Annotated in this window: 16 protein-coding genes; 4 read left to right on the top strand and 12 right to left on the bottom strand. The window is 63.9% G+C overall.

Annotation, left to right across the window (positions count from 1 at the left end; all coding sequences use genetic code 11):
• Window positions 1-30: 30 nt before the first annotated feature.
• Complete coding sequence (gene metK, locus CV770_RS20920) at window positions 31-1,227, bottom strand: methionine adenosyltransferase (RefSeq protein ID WP_018317407.1); 1,197 nt, start codon at window positions 1,225-1,227, stop codon at window positions 31-33.
• Window positions 1,228-1,289: 62 nt separating this feature from the next.
• Window positions 1,290-2,645 (bottom strand): hypothetical protein, encoded by a 1,356-nt coding sequence (locus tag CV770_RS20915; protein ID WP_018317408.1) that lies wholly within the window; start codon window positions 2,643-2,645, stop codon window positions 1,290-1,292.
• A gap of 193 nt (window positions 2,646-2,838) precedes the next feature.
• On the opposite strand from CV770_RS20915, the gene CV770_RS20910 reads away from it, so the two are divergent.
• Window positions 2,839-3,927, top strand: a complete 1,089-nt coding sequence (locus CV770_RS20910; RefSeq protein ID WP_104463661.1) for a TIGR02281 family clan AA aspartic protease — start codon at window positions 2,839-2,841, stop codon at window positions 3,925-3,927.
• A 101-nt stretch (window positions 3,928-4,028) separates the two neighbouring features.
• Window positions 4,029-5,753: a caspase family protein gene (locus tag CV770_RS20905; protein WP_104463660.1), complete on the top strand. Its 1,725-nt coding sequence runs from the start codon at window positions 4,029-4,031 to the stop codon at window positions 5,751-5,753.
• A 168-nt stretch (window positions 5,754-5,921) separates the two neighbouring features.
• Here the strand turns inward: CV770_RS20905 and CV770_RS20900 are convergent, their stop codons facing one another.
• The 6 genes from CV770_RS20900 to CV770_RS20875 form a co-directional block, all read right to left on the bottom strand.
• Window positions 5,922-7,037, bottom strand: coding sequence for a cobalamin-independent methionine synthase II family protein (locus tag CV770_RS20900; RefSeq protein ID WP_104463659.1), 1,116 nt, complete (start codon window positions 7,035-7,037; stop codon window positions 5,922-5,924).
• A 24-nt stretch (window positions 7,038-7,061) separates the two neighbouring features.
• A complete protein-coding gene (locus CV770_RS20895) occupies window positions 7,062-7,778 on the bottom strand; it encodes an ABC transporter ATP-binding protein (RefSeq protein ID WP_104463658.1) in 717 nt (238 codons plus the stop codon).
• On the bottom strand, window positions 7,771-8,526 hold the full coding sequence (locus CV770_RS20890; protein ID WP_104463657.1) for an ABC transporter ATP-binding protein: 756 nt from the start codon (window positions 8,524-8,526) through the stop codon (window positions 7,771-7,773). The genes CV770_RS20895 and CV770_RS20890 overlap by 8 nt, the downstream gene beginning before the upstream one ends.
• Complete coding sequence (locus CV770_RS20885; RefSeq protein ID WP_104463656.1) at window positions 8,523-9,551, bottom strand: branched-chain amino acid ABC transporter permease; 1,029 nt, start codon at window positions 9,549-9,551, stop codon at window positions 8,523-8,525. Before CV770_RS20885 ends, CV770_RS20890 begins: the two co-directional genes overlap by 4 nt.
• Before the next feature lie 8 nt (window positions 9,552-9,559).
• On the bottom strand, window positions 9,560-10,429 hold the full coding sequence (locus CV770_RS20880) for a branched-chain amino acid ABC transporter permease (protein ID WP_028143352.1): 870 nt from the start codon (window positions 10,427-10,429) through the stop codon (window positions 9,560-9,562).
• Window positions 10,430-10,610: 181 nt separating this feature from the next.
• Entirely contained in the window at window positions 10,611-11,789 is a 1,179-nt protein-coding gene (locus CV770_RS20875; RefSeq protein ID WP_091959101.1) for an ABC transporter substrate-binding protein, read from the bottom strand.
• 576 nt (window positions 11,790-12,365) lie between these two features.
• Between CV770_RS20875 and CV770_RS20870 the strand changes: the two genes are divergently transcribed.
• Window positions 12,366-12,659, top strand: coding sequence for a hypothetical protein (locus tag CV770_RS20870; protein WP_201759954.1), 294 nt, complete (start codon window positions 12,366-12,368; stop codon window positions 12,657-12,659).
• Between the two features lie 76 nt (window positions 12,660-12,735).
• On the opposite strand, the gene purU is transcribed toward CV770_RS20870, so the two are convergent.
• A complete protein-coding gene (purU, locus tag CV770_RS20865) occupies window positions 12,736-13,599 on the bottom strand; it encodes a formyltetrahydrofolate deformylase (protein WP_104463655.1) in 864 nt (287 codons plus the stop codon).
• Window positions 13,600-13,806: 207 nt separating this feature from the next.
• On the opposite strand from purU, the gene CV770_RS20860 reads away from it, so the two are divergent.
• Window positions 13,807-14,646 carry a uroporphyrinogen-III synthase gene (locus CV770_RS20860; protein WP_104463654.1) on the top strand — a complete coding sequence of 280 codons (840 nt, stop codon included), beginning with the start codon at window positions 13,807-13,809 and terminating at the stop codon, window positions 14,644-14,646.
• 5 nt (window positions 14,647-14,651) lie between these two features.
• Here the strand turns inward: CV770_RS20860 and CV770_RS20855 are convergent, their stop codons facing one another.
• The 3 genes from CV770_RS20855 to CV770_RS20845 all read right to left on the bottom strand — a co-directional run bounded on the left by CV770_RS20855 (window position 14,652) and on the right by CV770_RS20845 (window position 20,249).
• Entirely contained in the window at window positions 14,652-16,097 is a 1,446-nt protein-coding gene (locus CV770_RS20855; protein WP_104463653.1) for an adenylate/guanylate cyclase domain-containing protein, read from the bottom strand.
• A gap of 138 nt (window positions 16,098-16,235) precedes the next feature.
• On the bottom strand, window positions 16,236-16,916 hold the full coding sequence (locus CV770_RS20850) for a redoxin domain-containing protein (protein ID WP_104463652.1): 681 nt from the start codon (window positions 16,914-16,916) through the stop codon (window positions 16,236-16,238).
• Window positions 16,917-16,937: 21 nt separating this feature from the next.
• Entirely contained in the window at window positions 16,938-20,249 is a 3,312-nt protein-coding gene (locus CV770_RS20845) for an adenylate/guanylate cyclase domain-containing protein (RefSeq protein ID WP_104463651.1), read from the bottom strand.
• Window positions 20,250-20,334 lie beyond the last annotated feature (85 nt).

The raw sequence follows: 20,334 nt of genomic DNA, 5'->3' as shown, positions 1-20,334 counted from the left end.
ATGGCGGCGCCCCGGAATGACGCAAGTGAATCAGAGCGCGCGCTTGAGCTGCTCGACGAGATCGGTCTTCTCCCAGGAGAAGCCGCCCTCGTTGTCGGGCGTGCGGCCGAAATGGCCGTAGGCCGAGGTGCGCGCGTAGATCGGGCGGTTGAGGTCGAGATGGCTGCGGATGCCGCGGGGCGTCAGATCCATCGCCTGCGCCGCCGCCTTCTCGAGCTGCTCCTCCGGCACCTTACCGGTGCCGTGGGTGTCGATGTAGATCGACAGCGGCCGCGCCACGCCGATGGCGTAGGCGAGCTGCAGCGTGCAGCGGTCGGCAAGGCCGGCAGCAACGATGTTCTTGGCGACGTAGCGCGCAGCGTAAGCCGCCGAGCGGTCGACCTTGGTCGGATCCTTGCCGGAGAACGCGCCGCCGCCATGCGGGGCCGCGCCACCATAGGTGTCGACGATGATCTTGCGGCCGGTCAGGCCGGAATCGCCGTCGGGACCGCCGATGTAGAACTTGCCGGTCGGGTTGATGTGCCAGATCGTCTTCGGCGTGATCCAGTCCTTCGGCAGCGCCTCGCGCACATAGGGCTCGACGATGTCGCGGATCTGCTTGGACGAGATGTCCTCGACCAGGTGCTGATGCGAGACCACGATCTCGCGCACGCCGACGGGCTTGCCGTTCTCGTACTGCACGGTGACCTGGCTCTTGGAGTCCGGACCGAGCACCTTCTCCTTGCCGGAGTGACGGGCTTCGGAGATCAGGCGCAGGATCTTGTGGGCGTAGAAGATCGGCGCCGGCATCAGATCGGGCGTCTCGTTGGTGGCGTAACCGAACATGATGCCCTGGTCGCCCGCGCCCTCTTCCTTGACCTCGCCCGGCTGAAGCGCATCGACGCCCTGGGCGATGTCGGCCGACTGCGGATGCAAGAGGATCTCGATGTCGCAGGTCTTCCAGTGGAAGCCTTCCTGCTCGTAGCCAATGTCCTTGATCGCACCGCGGACGACGCCCTCGATCTGCTCGTTGGTCACCGACTTCGGACCGCGGGTCTCACCGGCGATCACCACCTTGTTGGTGGTCGCCAGCGTCTCGCAGGCGGCGCGGATCTGCCAGGGGTCGATGCCGGCCTTCGGCCCTTCGCGGTAGAACAGATCGACGATCTCGTCGGAGATCCGGTCGCACACCTTGTCCGGATGGCCCTCGGACACGGACTCGCTGGTGAAGAGATAGGACGCGCGCATCAGTAACCCCTTGTTCCGCCGCTAAACCGGCGGGCGTTTGCGATGTTTACCTGTGGATGATGTCAATCACGCCGGCGCGAGATGACGTAGGATTCGTCGAGAAACCAGAGCCCATTGTACTTCCGCAGCACGTCCCTGGCGGCATCCAGAGTGCGGCCGTTTTGAGTCATTTCTGTCAACCGGTCGTCCTCAATCTGAGCGACATACACCGCCGCATTCCACGCTGCAAAGGCTGTCGAGGTTCCGATCGTCCCGGTTACCTCGTTGGGCAGCGCTTCCATATCATACCTGAAGATCGAGCGGTTATCCGCATATGCATTAAAATTTAAGTCGCGGCCCAACGAACCAAGTTCATACTTAACGGCGCGCAATAGCTCATGACGGCTCACAGCGAAAGGATTTTCTCCGGGCCAGATCGCCTGGATCATTTCCATGCCCGGATCCTGGCCGTGGGAGTGGATTCCGATCAGCCGGCCTCCCGGTCGAAGCGCCCGCGCCAGGGGCGCGATGATCCGCTTGGCCCGGAAATTGACCGAGGACAGGGCGCGGTAGGGCTGGGATGCGATGACGAGGTCGAAATTGGCTTCGGTCTGGCCCGGCCGCGGAATGGTCGAATCCAGCAAGAACCTGTGGTCCTCGCGATACAGCACCAGGACGACCGGCCGCTCGTACAGCGGCATGGCCGTGCGTGGGCTGATCGCGGCACGCCAATTCTGCTCCAAAAACGGCCTCAGCTCCGCGATCTGCTGCTCGAACTCGCCCGATGAGGCGCCCCGCAGCGGCACCTCGTGCCAGACGGTCGCAGCCGCGGCCGCCGGCGATGCCGGCGTCAGCCAAGGCGCCTCCGAATAGAACATGTTGGTGAAGACGAACACCGACGCCGGATGCTCGAAAATGCGGTCCGGCACCTTCTCCAGCGTCAGGCGCAGGTCTTCCAGACTGAGCTCCTTGCCGGCGACATAGAACGGCATGTGCGGGTAGCGCTGGTGCGTCGCGCGCAGCACCCGCGCCAGCACCGTGCCGTCGCCGACGCCGGCGTCGAACACGCGCAGAGCCGGTGGGCGCGGATGGATGGAGGAAAGCTCCAGCGCGACCCTGTCGGCGATCACCCGCTTTTCGCTGCAGGTGTGGACGAACAGCAGGTATTTCTGGCGGTTCTCGAAGAAACGGAAATTGCCGCGTGGATCGCGCTTTTCGGGCGGCACCTGAAGCCCGCGCGGCGGCGGCACGCCGCCGGCCATGGATGCGGCCATATAGGCCTGGATCCGGTCCAGCGTATCGATGGTGATGCGCTTGCCCTCGCGCAGGCGATGCACCAGCTTCCCATCGTTCACCGCGCGCCGGCCGAACGTCGATTCCGCCATGTCCGCCTTGCGGCAGAACTCCGTGATTTGACTTAGGATTTCGTCGTTTTTCATGTGTGGGAATTTGGTGGGCAGACCTGTTGGGCACTGTCCTCTAACAAATTCTGCCCACTCAGGGAATACCCTGGAATTGCTCCACGTGCTGTCGGTTGGCGGTGCTACGCCGATTGGGGACACTCCCATCGTGCGTCTGGCCGTGCCTACACTTATCGGTATACATGGCGGACAAGGATGTTCGGGGCTGGATATGTTCAGGTCGTTTTGGCTTGCAGCGATATTGCTCACTGCGCTCACAGGTATTGGCCACGCGGGCTACCTGACCGACAATCCCGACGAAGTCTTCCAGTCCGTCTATGCGCGCATCGGGCCACTCCCGGTCGCCGCCGCACGCGACCCGTCCGTCTGGCTGAAGCTGGAAGAGCTCAAGCGCGAGCCCTGCGACCAGAAGAGCATCGATGATCTTGCGCAGTGGCTCGACAAGCTCGGCTATCGGCGACAGGCCGCTGACGGACTCTTCAATTTCGTCAAGAACTGCGGAGCGCCGCTGACCGCACTGAACAAGGCAGTCAGCATCTACATAAGACTGACCGACTACCCGAAAGCCGTCGAAGCGGCGGACGAGTATGTCAGGCGCGCCCCATCCGACCAAACCGCGCGCTACCTGCGCGGCATGGCGCTGGATGGTGCCGGCGACTATCGCCGCGCGCTGACCGACTACTCCGACACGATCGAGCTTTTCGCCGGCGACAAGAAGATGGTGTCCAGCAGCGTGTTCCTGCGCATGGCCAACGCCTACGCCGCCTTGAAGCAGTTCTGCGAGGCGACAGCGCCGATCAACCGTTGGGTTGCGTTCGATCCCGCCACGCGCGACACCAGCAAGACCCAGAAGATCATCGCCGACTATGAGCGGCAGGGTAATTGCGTCTCATCGAACGAGCTCCGCAAGGAGAGCTTCCCATTGCAGGGACAGAGAGGTGTCGTCACCGCCAAGGCGGAGATCAACGGCGTGCGCGGGCTGTTCGTGCTCGACACCGGCGCGAGCTACGTGTCGGTGAAGTCGTCCTTCGCGAGCAAGGCCAAGATTGCAGACGGCGGCGCAAGCGAGATCACGCTGAACACCGCCAACGGGCAGATCAAGGCTAAGCTCACCAAAGCCGACAAGGTCGCGCTGGGCAAGCTCGAGGCGACCAACGTGCCGATCGCGGTTCAGAGCAGCGACGACAAGAGTTATGGGCCAGGCATCGACGGCCTCCTCGGCATGAGCTTCCTGTCGCGGTTTGAGGTGCAGATGGCGCGCGGATCGATGGAGATCCGGACCCGGCAGCCAAGGAAGTGACTTGTGGCTGCCTGGGTAAGCCCGGGCGTGAACCGGGACATAGGCCGGCGCGACCAAACGGCTGAAACCACCGTCGAAATCCGCCTGTCGCCGAGGCCTGCTTGCGCCGCCTGCTGCTGATCCCCGCTCTGCTTGCCGCCCTGCTCTGGTCCGCGCCCGCTGTCGCGCAGGCGCGCAACCAGCTTGGGCCGCTCTGCACCACCGACACCACGCCGGCGGATCAGATGATCGACGCCTGCACCAAGATCATCGCGTTGAAGGTGTTCAAGGGCCCGCAACTCGCGACGGTCTATTTCTGGCGCGCGGTTGGCTGGAACAAGAAGGGCGACTACAGCAAGGTCATCGCCGACATCACCGAAGCGATCCGGCTCCAGCCGAGCGAGGCGGCCTACAATCTCAGAGGCTCGGCCTATTACGACAAGGGCGAGTACGACATCGCGATCGCGGACTTCGACGACGCGCTGAAGCTCGGCCCGCCCAGCGGCATCATCTTCCACAATCGCGGCAATGCCTGGCGCGGCAAAAATGACTATGCCAAGGCCATTGCCGATTACGACATGTCGATCAAGTCCGATCCGAAATCCGCGTTCTCGTTCCAGAACCGCGGCATCTCAAAGGAGGCGCTCGGCGATTACGACGGCGCGCTCGCCGATATCAACCAGGCGATCCGGCTCGATCCCTCGCTGCCGCAGCCGCTGATCAACCGCACCGCGATCTGGCGCGCCAAGGGCGATCTCGATCGCGCCATCGCCGACGGCAGCGAGGCGATCCGGCTCGCCAGGGAAAAGCCGCCGGTCAATATCATGACGCCGCCGAACAGCGTCCTGATCTCGGGCTACATCCATCGCGCGCTGGCCTATGAGGCCAAGGGCGACTACGCGCACGCGCGCGAGGACTACAAGGCAACGCTCGGTATCAGTGCATCCGACGCCGGCAGCAAGGCCAATCAGGCCACCGCAAAGGTGCGGCTCTCGCTCGTCACCGAAGCGCCCGCACCGGTCCCGCGCGACGCGCCGATATCGATCGCGCAGCAGCCCAGCACGCCGTCACAGCAGCAGGCGACCGCAGCGCCGGCGCCCTCGCCGTCTCCGCTCGCGAGCGGCCGCGGCAAGCGCATGGCGCTGATTATCGGCAACGGCGCCTATCAACACGTCAAGGCACTACCCAACCCGTCCAGCGATGCCCGTGCGGTCGCAAAGAGCCTGCGCGAGATCGGCTTCACCGTATCGGAAGGCATCGATCTCGACCGCGCCGCGATGCAGAAGATGACGCGCGACTTTTTGCGGGAGGCCGCGCGGGCGCAAGTCGCGGTGGTCTATTATGCCGGCCATGGCGTGCAAGTCGACGGCCGCAATTACCTCATTCCCGTCGACGTCGAGCTCAAGCCCGGCACGGGCATGACCGAGGCGATGATCGACATGGACACGATCATGGTGGGCCTCGACGACCAGGTCCGCACCAACATCCTGATCTTCGATGCCTGTCGCAACAATCCGATGGCACAGCAGGTCGCATCCACCGGCACCAATCGCGGCATCGAGGGCGCCTCGGGCCTCGCAGCGCCAACGAGTCTCGGCACCGGTGCGACATTGGGGGCCGGCACGCTGATCGCATTCGCGACCGCGCCGGGCCAGGTCGCACTCGACGGCGAAGGCGCCAACTCGCCGTTCTCCGCCGCCCTCTCCCGCCATCTCGGCACGCCGGGACTGGAAGTGCAGCAGATGCTGACAAGGGTGCGGGCGGAGGTGGTGTCGAGCACCAAGAACAAGCAGGTGCCGTGGTCGAACTCGTCGCTGCTGGGTGAGGTTTACCTGGCGGAGAGGTGAGGCCGGGTTTTGTGTATGAGCAGCACTATCCGCAAAACCCGCAAGTGTCATCGCCCGGCTTGATCGGGCGATCCAGTATTCCAGAGACGCCGACGTGATACGGACAAGCCGCGGCGTACTGGATTCCCCGCCTTCGCGGGGAATGACAGCGGAATTTTGTGACGCGTGCTAGCCCCACACTTCCTTCGCGATCTCGACCGCAAGGCCGAGCTTCGCCCACTGCTCTTCCTCGGAGAGGACGTTGCCCTCTTCCGTCGAGGCAAAGCCGCATTGCGGCGACAGCGCGAGCTGCTCCAGCGGGGCGAACTTGGCTGCTTCTTCCAGACGGCGCTTGATGTCGTCCTTCTTCTCGAGCTCGCCGAACTTCGAGGTGATGACGCCGACCACGACGACCTTGTTGCCCTTGGGCAGGAAGCGCAGCGGCTCGAAGCCGCCGGCGCGGTCGCTGTCGTATTCGAGGAAATAGCCGTCGTAATTGGTGCCGGCGAGCATGGTCTCGGCAACCGGCTCGTAGCCGCCCGAAGAAATCCAGGTCGAACGGAAATTGCCGCGGCAGACATGCGTCGTCACCACCATGTCGGCGGGCTTCTCGGCCAGCGCGTAGTTGATGATGCGGGCATAGATCTGCTGGAGACCGTCCGGATTGTCGCCGCGCTCGCGCGCCTTCTGCAGTTCATCCTGCGAGCAAAGATAGGCCCACACGGTGTCGTCGAACTGGAGATACCGGCAGCCGGCGTCGTAGAACGCCTTGACGGCTTTCCGGTAGGTCTTGCCGAGGTCTTCGTAGAAGGCCTCGAGATCGGGATAGATGTCCTTCGAAATCGACTTGCGGCCGCCGCGGAAGTGCAGCACCGCCGGCGAAGGTATCGTCATCTTGGCGGTGACGTGGGCCTGGTCGGCGACCTTCTTCAGGAAGCGGAAGTGGTCCAGCATCGGGTGGTCGTCGGGAAAGTCGAGCTTGTCGATCACCCGCACCGCGTCGTGCCGGGTCTGCACGCCTGCGAACTGGATGCCGGTGTCGGGATGAAACAGCTCGCAGCCGGTGAGCTTGGCCAGGAAGTCGAAATGCCACCAGGAGCGGCGGAACTCGCCGTCGGTCGCGAGCTTGAGCCCGATCGAGGCCTGCTTGTGCACGACCTTCTCGATCTCCATGTCCTCGATCTTGCGCAGATCGTCGGCCGAGATCTCGCCCTTCTCGAGCCGGCTACGGGCTTCCTTGATCTTGGCCGGACGCAGGAGGCTGCCGACCTCGTCGGCGCGGAAGGGGGCTTTGGTTCGCTGCATGTCTTACTCCCTGGACATTTTAGTTTAGTGAGCCGCCGCCCCGGCGACGCCGAGATGGCGTTCCAGGACCGAGGGGTCGGTTTTCAGCGCGGCGCTCGGAGCGTCGTGGACGATCGTCCCGCGCTCCAATATCACAACGCGGTCGGCCAGCCCCAGAATCTTTTGGGCATTCTGTTCGACGATGATCGAGCAGATGCCGCCTGCCCGCGTGATGCTGCCGATCGCCTTCAAGAGCTCTCCGACAATGATGGGGGCAAGGCCCTCTGTCGGCTCGTCCAGCAACAGCACTTTCGGGTTGAGGGTGAGCGCGCGGCCGATCGCCAGCATCTGCTGCTCGCCGCCGGAGAGCTGGTTGCCGAAATTGCTCCGTCGCTCCTTCAGCCGCGGGAACATCTCGTAGACCTTCTCGACCGTCCAGGGACCGGGCTGCGCCACCGCGGTCATGTTCTCTTCCACGGTCAGCGAGCGAAAGATGTTGCGCTCCTGCGGCACCCAGCCGATGCCGGCGCGCGCCCGCTGGTCGGGCCGGAGCGACGTGACATCGGCGCCGGCGAGCGCCACGCTGCCTGAGAATCGGCGGGTGACGCCGACGATCGAGTTGATCAGCGTGGTCTTGCCGGTGCCGTTGCGGCCCAGCAGCGCCAGCACCTGGCCCTCGGCGAGGCGCAGGGACATGTTGGGCAGCACCACCGCCTCGCCATAACCGGCGCGAAGTGCATCGATCGCGAGCAGGTCAGACATTGACCGCCTCCTCGCCGAGATAGACGGCCTTGACCTGCGGATCGCGCGCCACCTGCTCGGGCGAACCCTCGGTGAGCAGCGCGCCCGAAACCAGCACGGAGATGCGGTCGGCGAAGGAGAACACGAGGTCCATGTCGTGCTCGATCAGCAGCACGGTGACGTCGCGCGGCAGGCTGCCGACGACCGCGAGGATGTCGTGACGTTCGCTCTCTGGCACGCCGGCGGCGGGCTCATCGAGCAGCAGCACGCGCGGCTTGGCGGCGATGGCAACCGCGATCTCGAGCAGGCGCTGCTTGCCGTAAGGCAGCGTCACGGTCTGTTCGTTCATGACGTCGAGCAGGTGGAAGCGCGCCAGCAGATCGGCGATCTCGCCATTGACGTCGCTGCGCGTCCCCATCCGCCGCCACCAGTCGCCGCCATGGCCGAGCCGCTCGGAAACGGCGAGGCCGATGGTCTCGAGCGGCGTCAGGTCAGGATAGAGCTGGTTGATCTGGAAGGTGCGCGAGAGGCCGCGCAGCACGCGCTTGTGCACGGGAAGATCGGTGATGTCCTGGCCTTCGAGAAGGATGCGGCCCGAATTCGGCTTGAGCACGCCGGTGAGCTGGTTGATGACCGTGGTCTTGCCGGCGCCGTTCGGGCCGATCAGCGCGTGGCGAGCGCCCTGCTCGATCTTCAAGGACAGATCGCGGGTGACGCGCAGGCCGCCGAATTGCTTTTCGAGATTTTGGGTTTCGAGCACGATGGTCATGCGTCGCTCTCCGGCACGGCGACGACGGCCTTGCGTCCCGCAATCTGCCTGATGACCAGATTGGGCACGTACAGCACCCAGCGGTGCAGGCGCTGACGGCCGACCAGCACGATCACGACCAGCACGAGACCGATCCAGAACTGCCAGTATTGCGGGGTGATGGTGGAGAACACTTCCTGGAGCATGCGGAAGATCACCGCGCCAACCAGTCCGCCATAGAGGTAACCGGTCCCACCAATGACGAGCACGAGCATCAGATCGGCGGAGCGTTCGAAGGCAAACACGTCGAGCGAGGCGATCGCCGTGGTCTGGGTGAACAGCGCGCCTGCGACGCCGGCATAGAACGCCGCGAGCGTGTAGATCGCGATCAAGCGGCGGTTGACGGGAATGCCGATCGCGGCAGCGCGCAGCGGATTGTTCTTGATCGCGCGCAGCGACAGGCCGAACGGCGAATGCACCACGCGGCGGGCGAACAGGAACAGGAGGAACAGGACAGCCAGCGAATAGAAGAAGCCGGCCTTGCCGAACATATCGAAGGGGATCTGGCCGAAGATCGGCTGCATCTCGATGCCCTGCAGGCCGTCGGTGCCGCCGGTGATGTTGGAGAAGCGCTCGGCGAGCGCTTCCAGCAGCAGCGCGATACCGAGCGTCACCATCAGGCGCGTCAGGTCGACGCCGCGGATCACTAGGAAGCTGGTGGCAAAGCCGAGCACCATCGCGGCAAGGCCAGCGACGATCAACGCCAGCACGGGCTCGCCCACGATACCATGAAGCGCGAGAAGCCCCGCGGCATAGGCGCCGACGCCGAAGAAGGCAGCATGCCCGAGCGAGACGATGCCGGCATAGCCGAGGATGAGATCGAGCGACATCGCAAACAGCGCCAGCCGCAGGATGTCGGTCATGATCAGATAGCGCGTGGGAAATGCAAAGCCGCAGGCCAGCACGATCAGCCAGAAGGCGACTTCGCCGTAGTGCCAGCGCGCCTGGCGTTGGGCGTGAAAACCGACGTCGGAGGAAGCGCTCATCGGCGAACTCAACGCGCGGCCGTGCGGCCGAACAGGCCGTTCGGACGCCAGATCAGGATCACGATCATCATGGTGTAGATCACGAAGGGGCCCATCTTCGGCACGTAATATTTGCCGGCGACGTCGCCGATGCCGAGCAGGAGCGAGGCCAGGAACGGGCCGGTGATCGAGGACGAGCCGCCGACGGTGACCACGATCAGGAAGTAGATCATGAACTTCAGCGGGAAATACGGATCGAGGCCGAGGATCTCGGCGCTCAGTGCGCCGCCGAGGCCTGCGAGCCCGCAGCCAAAGGCAAAGGTGAAGGCGAACACCTGCGGCACGTTGATGCCGAGGCCGCTCGCGGCGCGCGGGTCATCGACGGCGGCGCGCAAGCGGCTGCCGAAGCGGGTCTTGGCCAGCACCATCTGGAGCGCGATGGTGAGCAGGCCGCAGATCACGATGATCATCAGCCGGTAGCGGCCGATGCCGACGCCGAACAGGTCAAACTGCCCCTGAAGCGCCGCCGGCAGGTTGATGAAGACGCGCGAAGAGCCCTGGATGTAGTCGACGGCAGCGACCGACATGAAGGTCAGGCCGATGGTGAACAGCACCTGATCGAGATGGCTGCGCGTATAGAGGTGGCGGTACAGCGTCCGCTCGAGCGCGATGCCGATCGCGGCAGAGGAGACGAAAGCGAGCGGGAGCGCTGCGAAGAACGGCCAGCCCATCCGGTTGACCAGCACCATGCAGACATAGCCGCCGGCCATGGCGAAGGCGCCATGGGCGAGATTGACGAAGTTCATCAATCCGAGCGTGACCGCAAGCCCGCACGCGAGCACGAACAGCAGCATGCCGTAGGCAACGCCATCGAACAGGTTGGTGAGGATAGAGGTCATCGTCTCTGCTTAGAGTTATCGTCATGGCCGGGCTTGTCCCAGCCATCCACGTTCTTGTCCGGACTTTGTTTTCCTGGCTTCGCGTGGATGCCCGGGACAAGCCCGGGCATGACGCGGAGCAAGGGGCATGAGATCCCGGGTTCGCGCTAATGCGCGCCCCGGGATGACGCGCTTGCGCGCGTCACTTCTTGGTCTTGCCGAGATCCTTGACGGCCTCGAAGGTCGCGAACTCGACGTTGTAGAGCTCGCCGTCGACCTTCTCGACCTTGCGGATGTAGATGTTCTGCACGATGTCGCGGGTCTCGGGGTCGATCGAGATCGGACCGCGCGGGCTCTCCCACTTCTGGCCCTTCATGGCCTCGACCAGCTTGGTGCCGTCGGTGTCGCCATTGGTCTTCTTGAGCGCCTCGTAGATCAGGTGGATGCCGTCATAGCCGCTCACCGCCATGAAGCCCGGACGATTGCCGAACGCCTTCTTGTAGGCTGCGACGAAATCCTTGTTCATCTGCGAGGGGTGCGCCGCGGAGTAGAGATGCGCGGTGACCGTGCCGAGCACGGCATCGCCCATGTTGTTGAGCAGGTCGTCGTCGGTGACGTCGCCCGGCCCGATCACCTTGATGCCGGCCTTGTCGAGGCCGCGCTCTGCATACTGCTTCATGAAGTTGCCACCCTGGCCGGCCGGCACGAACACGAAGATCGCGTCGGGCTTGGCGTCCTTCATGCGCTGCAGGAACGGCGCGAAGTCCGGGTTTTGCAGCGGCGTCTTGACTTCTTCGACCACCTCGCCGCCGCCCGCCGTGAAGTTCTGCTTGAAGAAGTTCAGCGCGTCATTGCCCGGCGCGTAGTCCGAGGTCAGCGTCGCCACCTTCTTGATGCCGTTCTTCACCGCCCAGTCGCCGATGATGGTCGAGGACTGCGCCAGCGTGAAACTGGTGCGCACGATATAGGGCGAGCGCTCGGTGATGATGGAGGTGCCGGCCGCCATCACGACTTCCGGGATCTTGGCCTGCGTCGCCAGCGGCGCGGCCGCCAGCGCGGCCGGCGTCACGCCGAAGCCGGCGATGAAGTTGACCTTGTCGTTGACGATCAGCTCCTGCGCAGCGGTCTTGGTCTTGTCCGGGATCGCGGCGTCGTCCTTGAGGATGATCTCGATCTTCTTGCCGGCGACGGTGTCGCCCTTCTGCTGCATGTAGAGCTTGATCGCGTTTTCGATCTGCTTGCCGGTCGAGGCCTGGCCGCCGGTCATCGGCAGGATCAGGCCGACCTTGACGCTGTCCTCGGCCTTGGCAGGCGCAAGGCCTGCAACGCCCGCGATGGCGGCTGCTGCGACGGTGCGTGAAAAAACTCTTCGTTCGAACATCAGATGTCCCTCCCCTTCATTCCTGACCTGTTATGCGCCAGACCGAGTACCCGGTCCTTGCCGCGCTCTAACCTACGGATAAGCCATGCCGCGCGGCCACATGGCGTCCTCTGCAACCCCATTGTCAATCGGACGTTGGGCGACCATTCGGCGCAAGCCGCACGATCGGATCAACGCCGGGGGAGACATTTGTACGATTGTACAAATAAAATGGCCCTGTCAACAAAAAAGCCTGTCGCTGTACGAGCCGGGTCCTCCGGGTTGTTGCCGCACTGTAGGAGCGCCTGGCGGCGACGTGGTTGGAGAAATCCGCCTCTGCTTTGCAGAATTCGAACATTCGCCAGACGACGAGATCGAATCCCCAAACCCCAATTGCTCCCTCGGCGAGAATACGGATTGTATACCGTATCACCTGGGAAAACCCAATCAACGCCAAAAATTGCTTACTATTATACCGTTATGTATACAAAGAAATCCGTCGTCGAATAGGCCAATTTTACTTGTTGAGGACTAGAGTGCGCCGCTGGCGCTCGTCGGGCGCCGGTCATCCGCGCCCGGTCCAGCTCGACCCAGAAAATGCTCATGCGTATCCGTTTGCCTTCAATCGCTGCCGTCGTTGCCTTGCTGGCTTCCAACCTTGCAGGCTGCGGCACCGTCAACGAAAGACTCTCCGCCGGCATGGGCGACTACGTCCCGCAATGGGCCGGCGGGCTGCCGGCCGATGCCCCGCCGCGAGCGGGCACGCCGCAATACGACGCCTACATGAAGGAGCGCGAACGCAAGCGGCTGCTGCCTGCGACGGATCGCGAGAAGGAAGAGCAGGCGCAGAAAGGCGCGACGGGGACTACGTCGGCCGGCGCAGTGCGTTGAGGAAGCGAATGGCGAATAGGGAGTAGCGAATAAGGCGCTCTCCCGCTTCCACTCGCTATTCGCCACTCCCCATTCGCTAATCCATGAACACCACGGTCTTGCGACCGTTGAGGATGACGCGGTCGTCGAGATGGTAGCGAATCGCACGCGCCAGCACGCGGCGCTCGATGTCGCGGCCCTTGCGAACCAGATCCTCGGGCGTATCGCGATGGCTGATGCGCTCGACGTCCTGGTCGATGATCGGGCCTTCGTCGAGATCGCGCGTGACGTAATGCGCGGTGGCGCCGATCAGCTTGACGCCGCGCTCATGGGCCTGGTGATAGGGTTTTGCGCCCTTGAACCCCGGCAGGAACGAGTGATGGATGTTGATGCAGCGTCCCGACAGTTTTGCCGAGAGATCGTCGGACAATATCTGCATGTAGCGGGCAAGCACGACGAGATCGGTCCCGGTCTTGCCGACGAGATCGAGGATCTGCGCCTCCTGCTCGCGCTTGGTCTCCTTGGTGACGGGCAAATAATGAAACGGGACACCGCCGAAATCGAGCCCGGCATAGACCTCGCGCGGATGGTTGGAGACGATCGCGGCCAAATTCATCGGCAGTTCGCCGGTGCGCCAGCGATAGAGGATGTCGACCAGGCAGTGGTCCGACTTCGAGACCAGCAGCATCACCTTGCGATGCGCAGCCCGGTCGCGCATCTGCCAGTCCATGCCGAAACGCTCGGCGATCGCGGCAAAGCCGGTCTGGAGTGCCGACAGTTCCACGGCTAGATCGGCCGCGGTGAACACCACGCGCATGAAGAACTTCTTGGTCTCGATGTCGTCGAACTGCTGAGCATCGAGAATGTTTTGTCCGTTGTGGGCGAGAAACGTCGACACGGCCGAGACGATGCCGGGACGATCCGGACAGGACAGGGTCAGGACATATTGATGATCGGGCATGTTGATGAACAGGCTTGGCTCTTGATGAAGGTTTGGGCAAATGATGCGGAACGACCCGCGATTTGCGCCCTGCTCTATCACCGACTTCCCCTTGCGCCAATCCCAAGACTTGCTTCGACAAAGACTTGCTTCGACAAAGACTTGCTTCGACCTGAAGCGCGGAGTCAGGATGAACGGACGATTGCTTTAACTGACCGGAGTACGCCCATGGCCGAGCGCTTGAACGGCTACCGCATCCTGATCCTGGAAACGCGCGAGGAGGCGCAGTTCTCGAAGCTTCTGGCCGAGCAAGGCGCCGAGGTCGTGCAATGCCCGATGTTTACCATCCAGGATGCACCGGACCCTGCTCCGGTCGAGGCCTGGATCCGCCGCGCCATCGACAAGCCCCTTGACGACCTTGTGCTGATGACCGGCGAAGGCCTTCGGCGGATCATGAAGCTCGCGCGGGCGCGTGGGCTCGACGGCGCGTTTGTCGCGGCTCTCGCCGGATCGCGAAAATTCACCCGCGGACCGAAGCCCGGCAAGGCGCTGCGTGAGATCGGCCTCGAGGCGCAGCAGACCACGGAGAAGCCGACCACCGAGGGCGTGATCGAGATGCTGGGCAGGCTGGACCTGAAAGGCCGGCGCCTTGGCCTTCAACTCTATCCCGACAAGGACCATAGCGCGCTGATCGGCGCCCTTGCCGCGCAAGGCGCCGAGGTCGATGCCGTGTTGCCCTATGCCTACGATTCCAAGGCAGCGGATGCCAACATCGTCACCGCCATCGACGACATGGCCGCGGGGCGGATCGATGCCGTCGCGCTCACCAATCTCGGCCAGGTCCGCCGCCTAATCGAGGCCGCGAAGGCGCATGGCAGCGAGGCGAAGCTGCGCGCCGGCTTCGACCGGATGCTGATTGCGTCGGTGGGCCCGGCGGTCTCGGGCGAGCTTACTGCCCATGGACTGCGGACGGACGTCTCGCCGGCCGATGAAGCCTATTTCATGCGGCCGCTGATCTCGGCGATGGCAGCCGCGCTCGCGGAGAAGCTGCCCCGGCAAGAGACGTAAGGGTCCTACCCGGGCACGACACGATACACGCTGGCATTTCCTTCAACGCCGCGAAGAGGAGCTTCAAACACTGCGATTGCATGCCCGGAAAGGAGATCGCTCACTCCCGGCGCCGAATACAGCGCCTCCGAGATACAAATCTCGCCCGCGTCCGCCAGCGACTGCACACGCGCGGCAACATTTACGGTCTGGCCGAAATAATCCAGATTGTCGTTCAGGGTCACGGCGATGGAGGGGCCGCAATGGGCTCCAATCTTCAGGATGATGCTCGGCTCGCCGTGGTCGGAATTGTAGCGTTCGATTTCCCCCAGTATGTGGAGCGCCGCCGAAACCGCGTCCGTCGGGCGAGAGAAGACCGCCATGACTGCATCGCCGATCGTCTTGACGATGGCCCCGGAATGTTCCTGAACGGTCGCACCGAGCAAGGCAAAATGTTCGCGGACCAGCGCATAGGCATTGAGATCGCCGAGCCGTTCGTACATGGCGGTCGAACCTTTGAGATCCGTGAACAGCAGGGTCACCTGCCGGATTCCCAGGCCCTCCCTTTCGTCCACGCGTTCTGACCGGAACAGGCGGCGAAACGTCTGTCTCGCGAGCAACATCCCGCCGGACATGTAGGGCTCGAAATCAAGCGGCGGCTTGATCGCTTGAGCCAGAACGTCAGGCGGCCAGTTGATCAGGAGCAGGGAGCCTCGCGTGGATCCGCGGTTCTCCGCCTCGACAATGACGGGGCCGGGCGGCACGGCGGCCAGCGAGGGGGAAAAGCGCTGCCCATCGTATCCAACTCGCAAGATTGTCGGCGAGGTTGTCGGCTCGCCGGCCACCGCAACGACGAACGCAGCCTGGGTTTGAATATTGACCCCCGCCAGAGCGCCGGGACCGAGTTCGCAACGAATGGTCGTGGCGGAGCCTGGCGGCAAGAACGAAAGGCCGCGAACGAACGCATGCAAATAGTCGAGAAATCGGATTTGTTGGCCAGGTATCCGCGCGTCATTCAGAAATCGAAGCTTCCAATGGAAATCCTCGACCGAGAGGGAGGCAGGATCGTGAAACGGAAGCCGCCGAAGCTGGGGCGACACCGTAAACGTGACCTCTATGAAGTCGTCGAGATCGGTTTCACCAGTGACGTCGCACAAACCACAAACATAGTGGGTCTTGAGCGTGCGCAAGGCGCCGAAGCTATCGAGCACCATGCCGGATTGGGGACAAACAACATCCCAGCTCATCTCGAATAGCCCGCTTCTCGTCGCATAGAGAAACAGGTCAATGCTTTCCGGCTCTGCAATGGCGTGGTCGCGCGCGAATGCCAGCGGATTGACGCGGTAGAGCGATAGATCGTCACCGCTCCTGATGAGCGTTTCGAATTTGGAGATCACGCGGGGGCTCCAGGATCGGGCCCGCTCGATCTCGGTCATCTTGCTTTCGAGGAGCCTTTCCTGAATGTCGGTCATCGTGCGCTCGGATTAAGTGCGCTCGGATCAATCGTTCGTCACGCGCGAAGCGTGGCCGGGAAAACGGCGGCACCACCTCGAGCGCACCGGCTCGTGCCTGCTGCGGTCAAGGGCACCACGCCAACCGCGCGACGATGTTTAGCCCGCCACCTGCGAGGCCGCCGACATCAGCTCACCCGGGCTCGGCATCCCGAACATGCGCTGGCCGCCTTCCGGAACTTCTGTAAAGGCCCAGCGCACGACCCCTTCCCGATCGAGCAGGAACTGGCCGAATAGCTGGCCCTGGCCGGTTGCAGCCATGCGCTGATCGGCCTCCATCATCTCGTAGCCATCCTTGTTGTTGAGCTGCTCGGCGGCTGCCAAACGATTCATCGGCCCGGGCAATTCTCCGGGAATGTCAACTTGCATGCTCATGACCACATCCATGCCCACCTTGCGCGGCCACTCGGTTTCCTTCTCGGTGAACTCGAGATTGGGCAGGCCGAACGCGCGGTGCGAGACCCGCTCGGGATCGGAGGCGGCAAGCAGATTGGGCAACGGGTGATAACGGAAGTAGAGCCGAGCGCGCTCGATCGGCGTATTGACGACCGTCAGACTTTCGACGCCCTTGTCGCGCAGGGCCGCGTCAAGCTGCGCCTGGGCCGCGATATGGCGGCGGCAGAACGGGCAGTGCAGGCCTCGAAACAGGCCGACCAATATCGGACTTTGCCCGCGAAAATCCTCGAGCGCGATCTTCCCTTCGCGGGTGATGGCATCCAGCACGATGTTCGGTGCGCGATCGCCCGGTTGCAGCGGTCCATCGACATGACGTTCTGACATGGTTGAACTCCTTCACATGACCTAGTCAAGAAATGGCAGTACAATCAGTCCGGCGGGATCAAGCCCGTGCCTGGTGCAGACGTCATCGGCCAGCGCGAAATACCGCTCGGCCTCGGGCATGTCGCCGCGATCAAGGTTCAGCGTCGCGAGACCATCATAGCACGGAAAAAGCTGCTGCGGCTCGCCGGTTTCGCTGGCGACCTTGATGGCCTCATTGTAGCAGCGGGCGGCCTGATCGGGCCGGAAATGGCATTGGTGGATTTGCCCGAGCACGATCAGGGGCACGGGGAGATGCTCGCGCTGATCGAGCGCACGGTCGATCTCGATTGCCTTTTCGGCAGCCGGCACACCTTCGTCGGTGCATCTGTCCGTGAAGGTGCAACAGGCAACGGCAAAATTGGCAAGAAGACGCGCCTGGAACCCGAGATCGCCAATACGATGCGCGACATCCAGTCCGCGCCGACAGACCTCCATGGCTTGCGCCGGGTCGACGATCGTGTAGAGCACGCTGAGATTGGTGTAGCCGCGGCAGGCCACATTGAGAAGGCCGGCGGCTTCGGCTGCCGCGACACTTTGCTCCACTTCGCGCACCGCATCCTGGTGTCGTCCAAGCCGTGCCAGTGCAACCGCCTTGGTATTGAGAGCCTCGGCAATGGCGCGGGCCGCATCGAGTCCGGCCTGCTCGTCCGCGTCCGCCGGGACGGATCGGGCGTAGCCAATCGCCTCGTCCGCCCATGTCGCGGCGGCCACGTGATCGCCCATGCGAAACGCGAGACGGCCGCGCTCCTGCAAGAGGTGCGCCCGTTCGATCGGCGCATCGGTCTCTCCAAGCAGGTCAGCCGCCTCGGCATAATGCCTCTCTGCGTTGATCCGCTTGCCGGTGTCCCACAACAACCTGCCAAGCTTGCGAAGGATTCGCGCTTCGCCAATGCGGTCCTCTGCGGCGCGGTGCCCCTCCAGCGCGCTCTGGTAGTGCTCCTCGGCCGTGTTGCGGCGGCCCGCCGCGGCGCAGAGGTCCGCGATCCGCTCGTACAGAACCAGGCGCTCCGGCTCGCGCTCGGCGCCGGTCAACAACATGGCGAGGGCCTGCTGGTAGAGACGGATGGCATCGTCATTGGCATAGGTCGCGCGAGCGCGATCGCCGGCCGCGCGCAGATGGCGCGCGCCTTTCGACTTGCGCGCGCTCAGGCTGAAATGATGGCCGAGCAGGATGAGGTCCTCGAGCCGTTCGGGCTCGCTGCCATAAAGCCGCTCCAGCGCGGCACCAATCCGTCCATGGAGCTCGATCCGCCGCTGCAACAGCAGGTTTTGATAGATCACATCCTGCAGCATGGTCTGCGTGAAACGGTAGGATCGCAGCGAGATCGAGTTTGCGCCCGCAACCTCCTCGACAATCTCGGCGTCGCACAGAAGTTCGAGGCCCACTTCGACCGGCCCGGTTGCTGTCGCCCCGAGCAGAGCCGCGTCGAAGCGCGGGCCGATCACCGCGGCCTCCTGGGCCAGCCGGCGCACCTCATGCGGCAGCCGGTCCAGCCGCGCCAGCAACAGCGCCTGAATGCTTGCCGGGATGTCGGCGGCGGCCTCATCCGACTTTATCCGCCACTGCGAGCCGTCACGCTCCAAGGCGCCGGCCTCGATGAGACCGCGGATGATTTCCTCGAGGAAAAGCGGATTGCCGCTCGCGCGCTCCAGGATTCGACTGAACAGATTTCCCGGCGGCTCGCGCCAACCGTGACTGAAATAAGCCGCGAGCAGGTTTTGTCCGTCGGCGTCACCGAGCGGAAGCAATCGAAGGGTCGTGTGGCTGATCCGGCCCGAACCGAACTGATCCAGCTCCAGCATTGGCCGATGCGTGAACAACAGCATCAACCGCGTGCGCTCCAGCCGGTCCATCAGGAACCGCAGCGCCTCAAGGGAGACGGCATCGGCCCAGTGCAGATCCTCGACGATGATCAGAAGCGGTGACAAGGCCAGGCGCCGTTCGAAGACGGTCCGGATCGCAAAGAATATCTGCCGCCGGAGCTGTTCGGGCTCGACGTGCTGCAATGCGGCGTCCGGGCCGCCGAGGCCAAGGACATGGACATAGAGCGGCATCAGCCGCTCTGCCTCTTCGGCCGGAAGGCCAAGCTCCGACAGAGCCTCAGCCAGCCTGGCCTCAGCCGCCGCCGCGCTGGCCTTCTGCGCGATGCCATAGGCGCTGCGCAGCACCGCGGCGAGCGTGCCGTAGGATTGTTCGCCGAGGGGCGAGCAGGCGGCCTGCCGGATCGCCACACCTGCGAAGCGCTCCTCATCGCGGATGCGGGCAACGAATTCGTTCACCAGGCGCGTTTTGCCGATGCCCGCCTCGCCGACCAGCCGCACCAGTTGCGCCGCACCGCCGCACGCGCGATCGAGGCTGCCGATCATGCGGGCAAGTTCGACGTCGCGGCCGATCAGCGGCGCACTGAGGCCCAGCGTGTCGAGGCCTCGCGCCGCACGCGGCGTGTCGAGCGGTCCCTTGAGACGATGGACCAGGACACTGCCCATCTTGCCCTTGAGCGAGACCTCTCCGAGCGATTCATACGAGAACGCATGCCGGGTCAGGCGGTAGGTCAAGGGCCCGACCAGCACTTCGTCCGGCGGCGCCATCGACTGCAATCGCTGCGCGGTATTCACCGTGTCGCCGGTTACCGAATAGGACTTGGCAACGCCCACACCCAGTCCGCCCGCAACCACGTGCCCGGTATTGATGCCGATGTGGAGCAGCAGCGGTGCACCGGCATAGACCTTCGCACGCTCGCTGAGCTGCTCCGTCCGCTTGATCATGTCGAGTGCAGCGCGGACCGCCCGCTCCGGATCGTCCTCGTGCGCTGCTGGCGCGCCGAACAGCGCCAGCAGCGCATCGCCGATGAATTTGTCCACGAAGCCGCCAAAGCTTTGCACCGCTTCCGTCAGCTCCTCGAACAATTCGTTCTGAAGGGCCTGCATGACCTCGGGGTCGAGGCGCTCGCTCATCGCGGTGAAGCCGCTGAGATCGGCAAACAGCACGGTAATGGTGCGGCGGTTGGCTTCGCTGTCCATCCTGTCCGGCTGCGGTCGAAAAGCCTGGTGAGGGTCGACCGCCGGCGCCAGCGGCGATGACGACGCTCTGACCGGTGCTGGCGGCCGGCTCGGCTGCGCCTGTCCCCCGGCTTTGGGGACCTCACTGACGAGGGCGCCGCATTTCGGGCAATACGTGAAATCCGGTGCGCACGCATAGCCGCAGCCAGGGCACGCGTTCGGTTGCTTCGTGCCGCACTTCGGGCAGAAAGCAAAGCCGCTCTGAACCTCGGAACCGCAGCAAGAGCAGTTCATGGGTCAAGCCCCCGCGGAAGCCGCGATGACGCGGTCTACTGGGACTGTCGGATGGGCCCAGCGACCTGGCAAGCATGGGCTCCTC

It is taken from the genome of Bradyrhizobium sp. AC87j1 (assembly GCF_002936975.1).
Lineage (GTDB): Bacteria > Pseudomonadota > Alphaproteobacteria > Rhizobiales > Xanthobacteraceae > Bradyrhizobium > Bradyrhizobium shewense.
The sequence above is the reverse complement of the archived record's forward strand: the minus strand, read 5'-3'. Positions and strand labels throughout refer to the sequence as shown.

Excerpts from the sequence above, each read along its gene's own strand:
- CV770_RS20860 (WP_104463654.1), top strand. The coding sequence starts at position 13,807 with ATGGCCGAGCGCTTGAACGGCTACCGCATCCTGATCCTGGAAACGCGC.
- CV770_RS20845 (WP_104463651.1), bottom strand. The coding sequence starts at position 20,249 with ATGAACTGCTCTTGCTGCGGTTCCGAGGTTCAGAGCGGCTTTGCTTTC.
- CV770_RS20900 (WP_104463659.1), bottom strand. The coding sequence starts at position 7,037 with ATGCAGCGAACCAAAGCCCCCTTCCGCGCCGACGAGGTCGGCAGCCTC.
- CV770_RS20855 (WP_104463653.1), bottom strand. The coding sequence starts at position 16,097 with ATGACCGACATTCAGGAAAGGCTCCTCGAAAGCAAGATGACCGAGATC.
- CV770_RS20850 (WP_104463652.1), bottom strand. The coding sequence starts at position 16,916 with ATGTCAGAACGTCATGTCGATGGACCGCTGCAACCGGGCGATCGCGCA.
- CV770_RS20895 (WP_104463658.1), bottom strand. The coding sequence starts at position 7,778 with ATGTCTGACCTGCTCGCGATCGATGCACTTCGCGCCGGTTATGGCGAG.
- CV770_RS20910 (WP_104463661.1), top strand. The coding sequence starts at position 2,839 with ATGTTCAGGTCGTTTTGGCTTGCAGCGATATTGCTCACTGCGCTCACA.
- metK (WP_018317407.1), bottom strand. The coding sequence starts at position 1,227 with ATGCGCGCGTCCTATCTCTTCACCAGCGAGTCCGTGTCCGAGGGCCAT.
- CV770_RS20870 (WP_201759954.1), top strand. The coding sequence starts at position 12,366 with ATGCTCATGCGTATCCGTTTGCCTTCAATCGCTGCCGTCGTTGCCTTG.
- CV770_RS20875 (WP_091959101.1), bottom strand. The coding sequence starts at position 11,789 with ATGTTCGAACGAAGAGTTTTTTCACGCACCGTCGCAGCAGCCGCCATC.
- purU (WP_104463655.1), bottom strand. The coding sequence starts at position 13,599 with ATGCCCGATCATCAATATGTCCTGACCCTGTCCTGTCCGGATCGTCCC.
- CV770_RS20890 (WP_104463657.1), bottom strand. The coding sequence starts at position 8,526 with ATGACCATCGTGCTCGAAACCCAAAATCTCGAAAAGCAATTCGGCGGC.
- CV770_RS20915 (WP_018317408.1), bottom strand. The coding sequence starts at position 2,645 with ATGAAAAACGACGAAATCCTAAGTCAAATCACGGAGTTCTGCCGCAAG.
- CV770_RS20885 (WP_104463656.1), bottom strand. The coding sequence starts at position 9,551 with ATGAGCGCTTCCTCCGACGTCGGTTTTCACGCCCAACGCCAGGCGCGC.
- CV770_RS20880 (WP_028143352.1), bottom strand. The coding sequence starts at position 10,429 with ATGACCTCTATCCTCACCAACCTGTTCGATGGCGTTGCCTACGGCATG.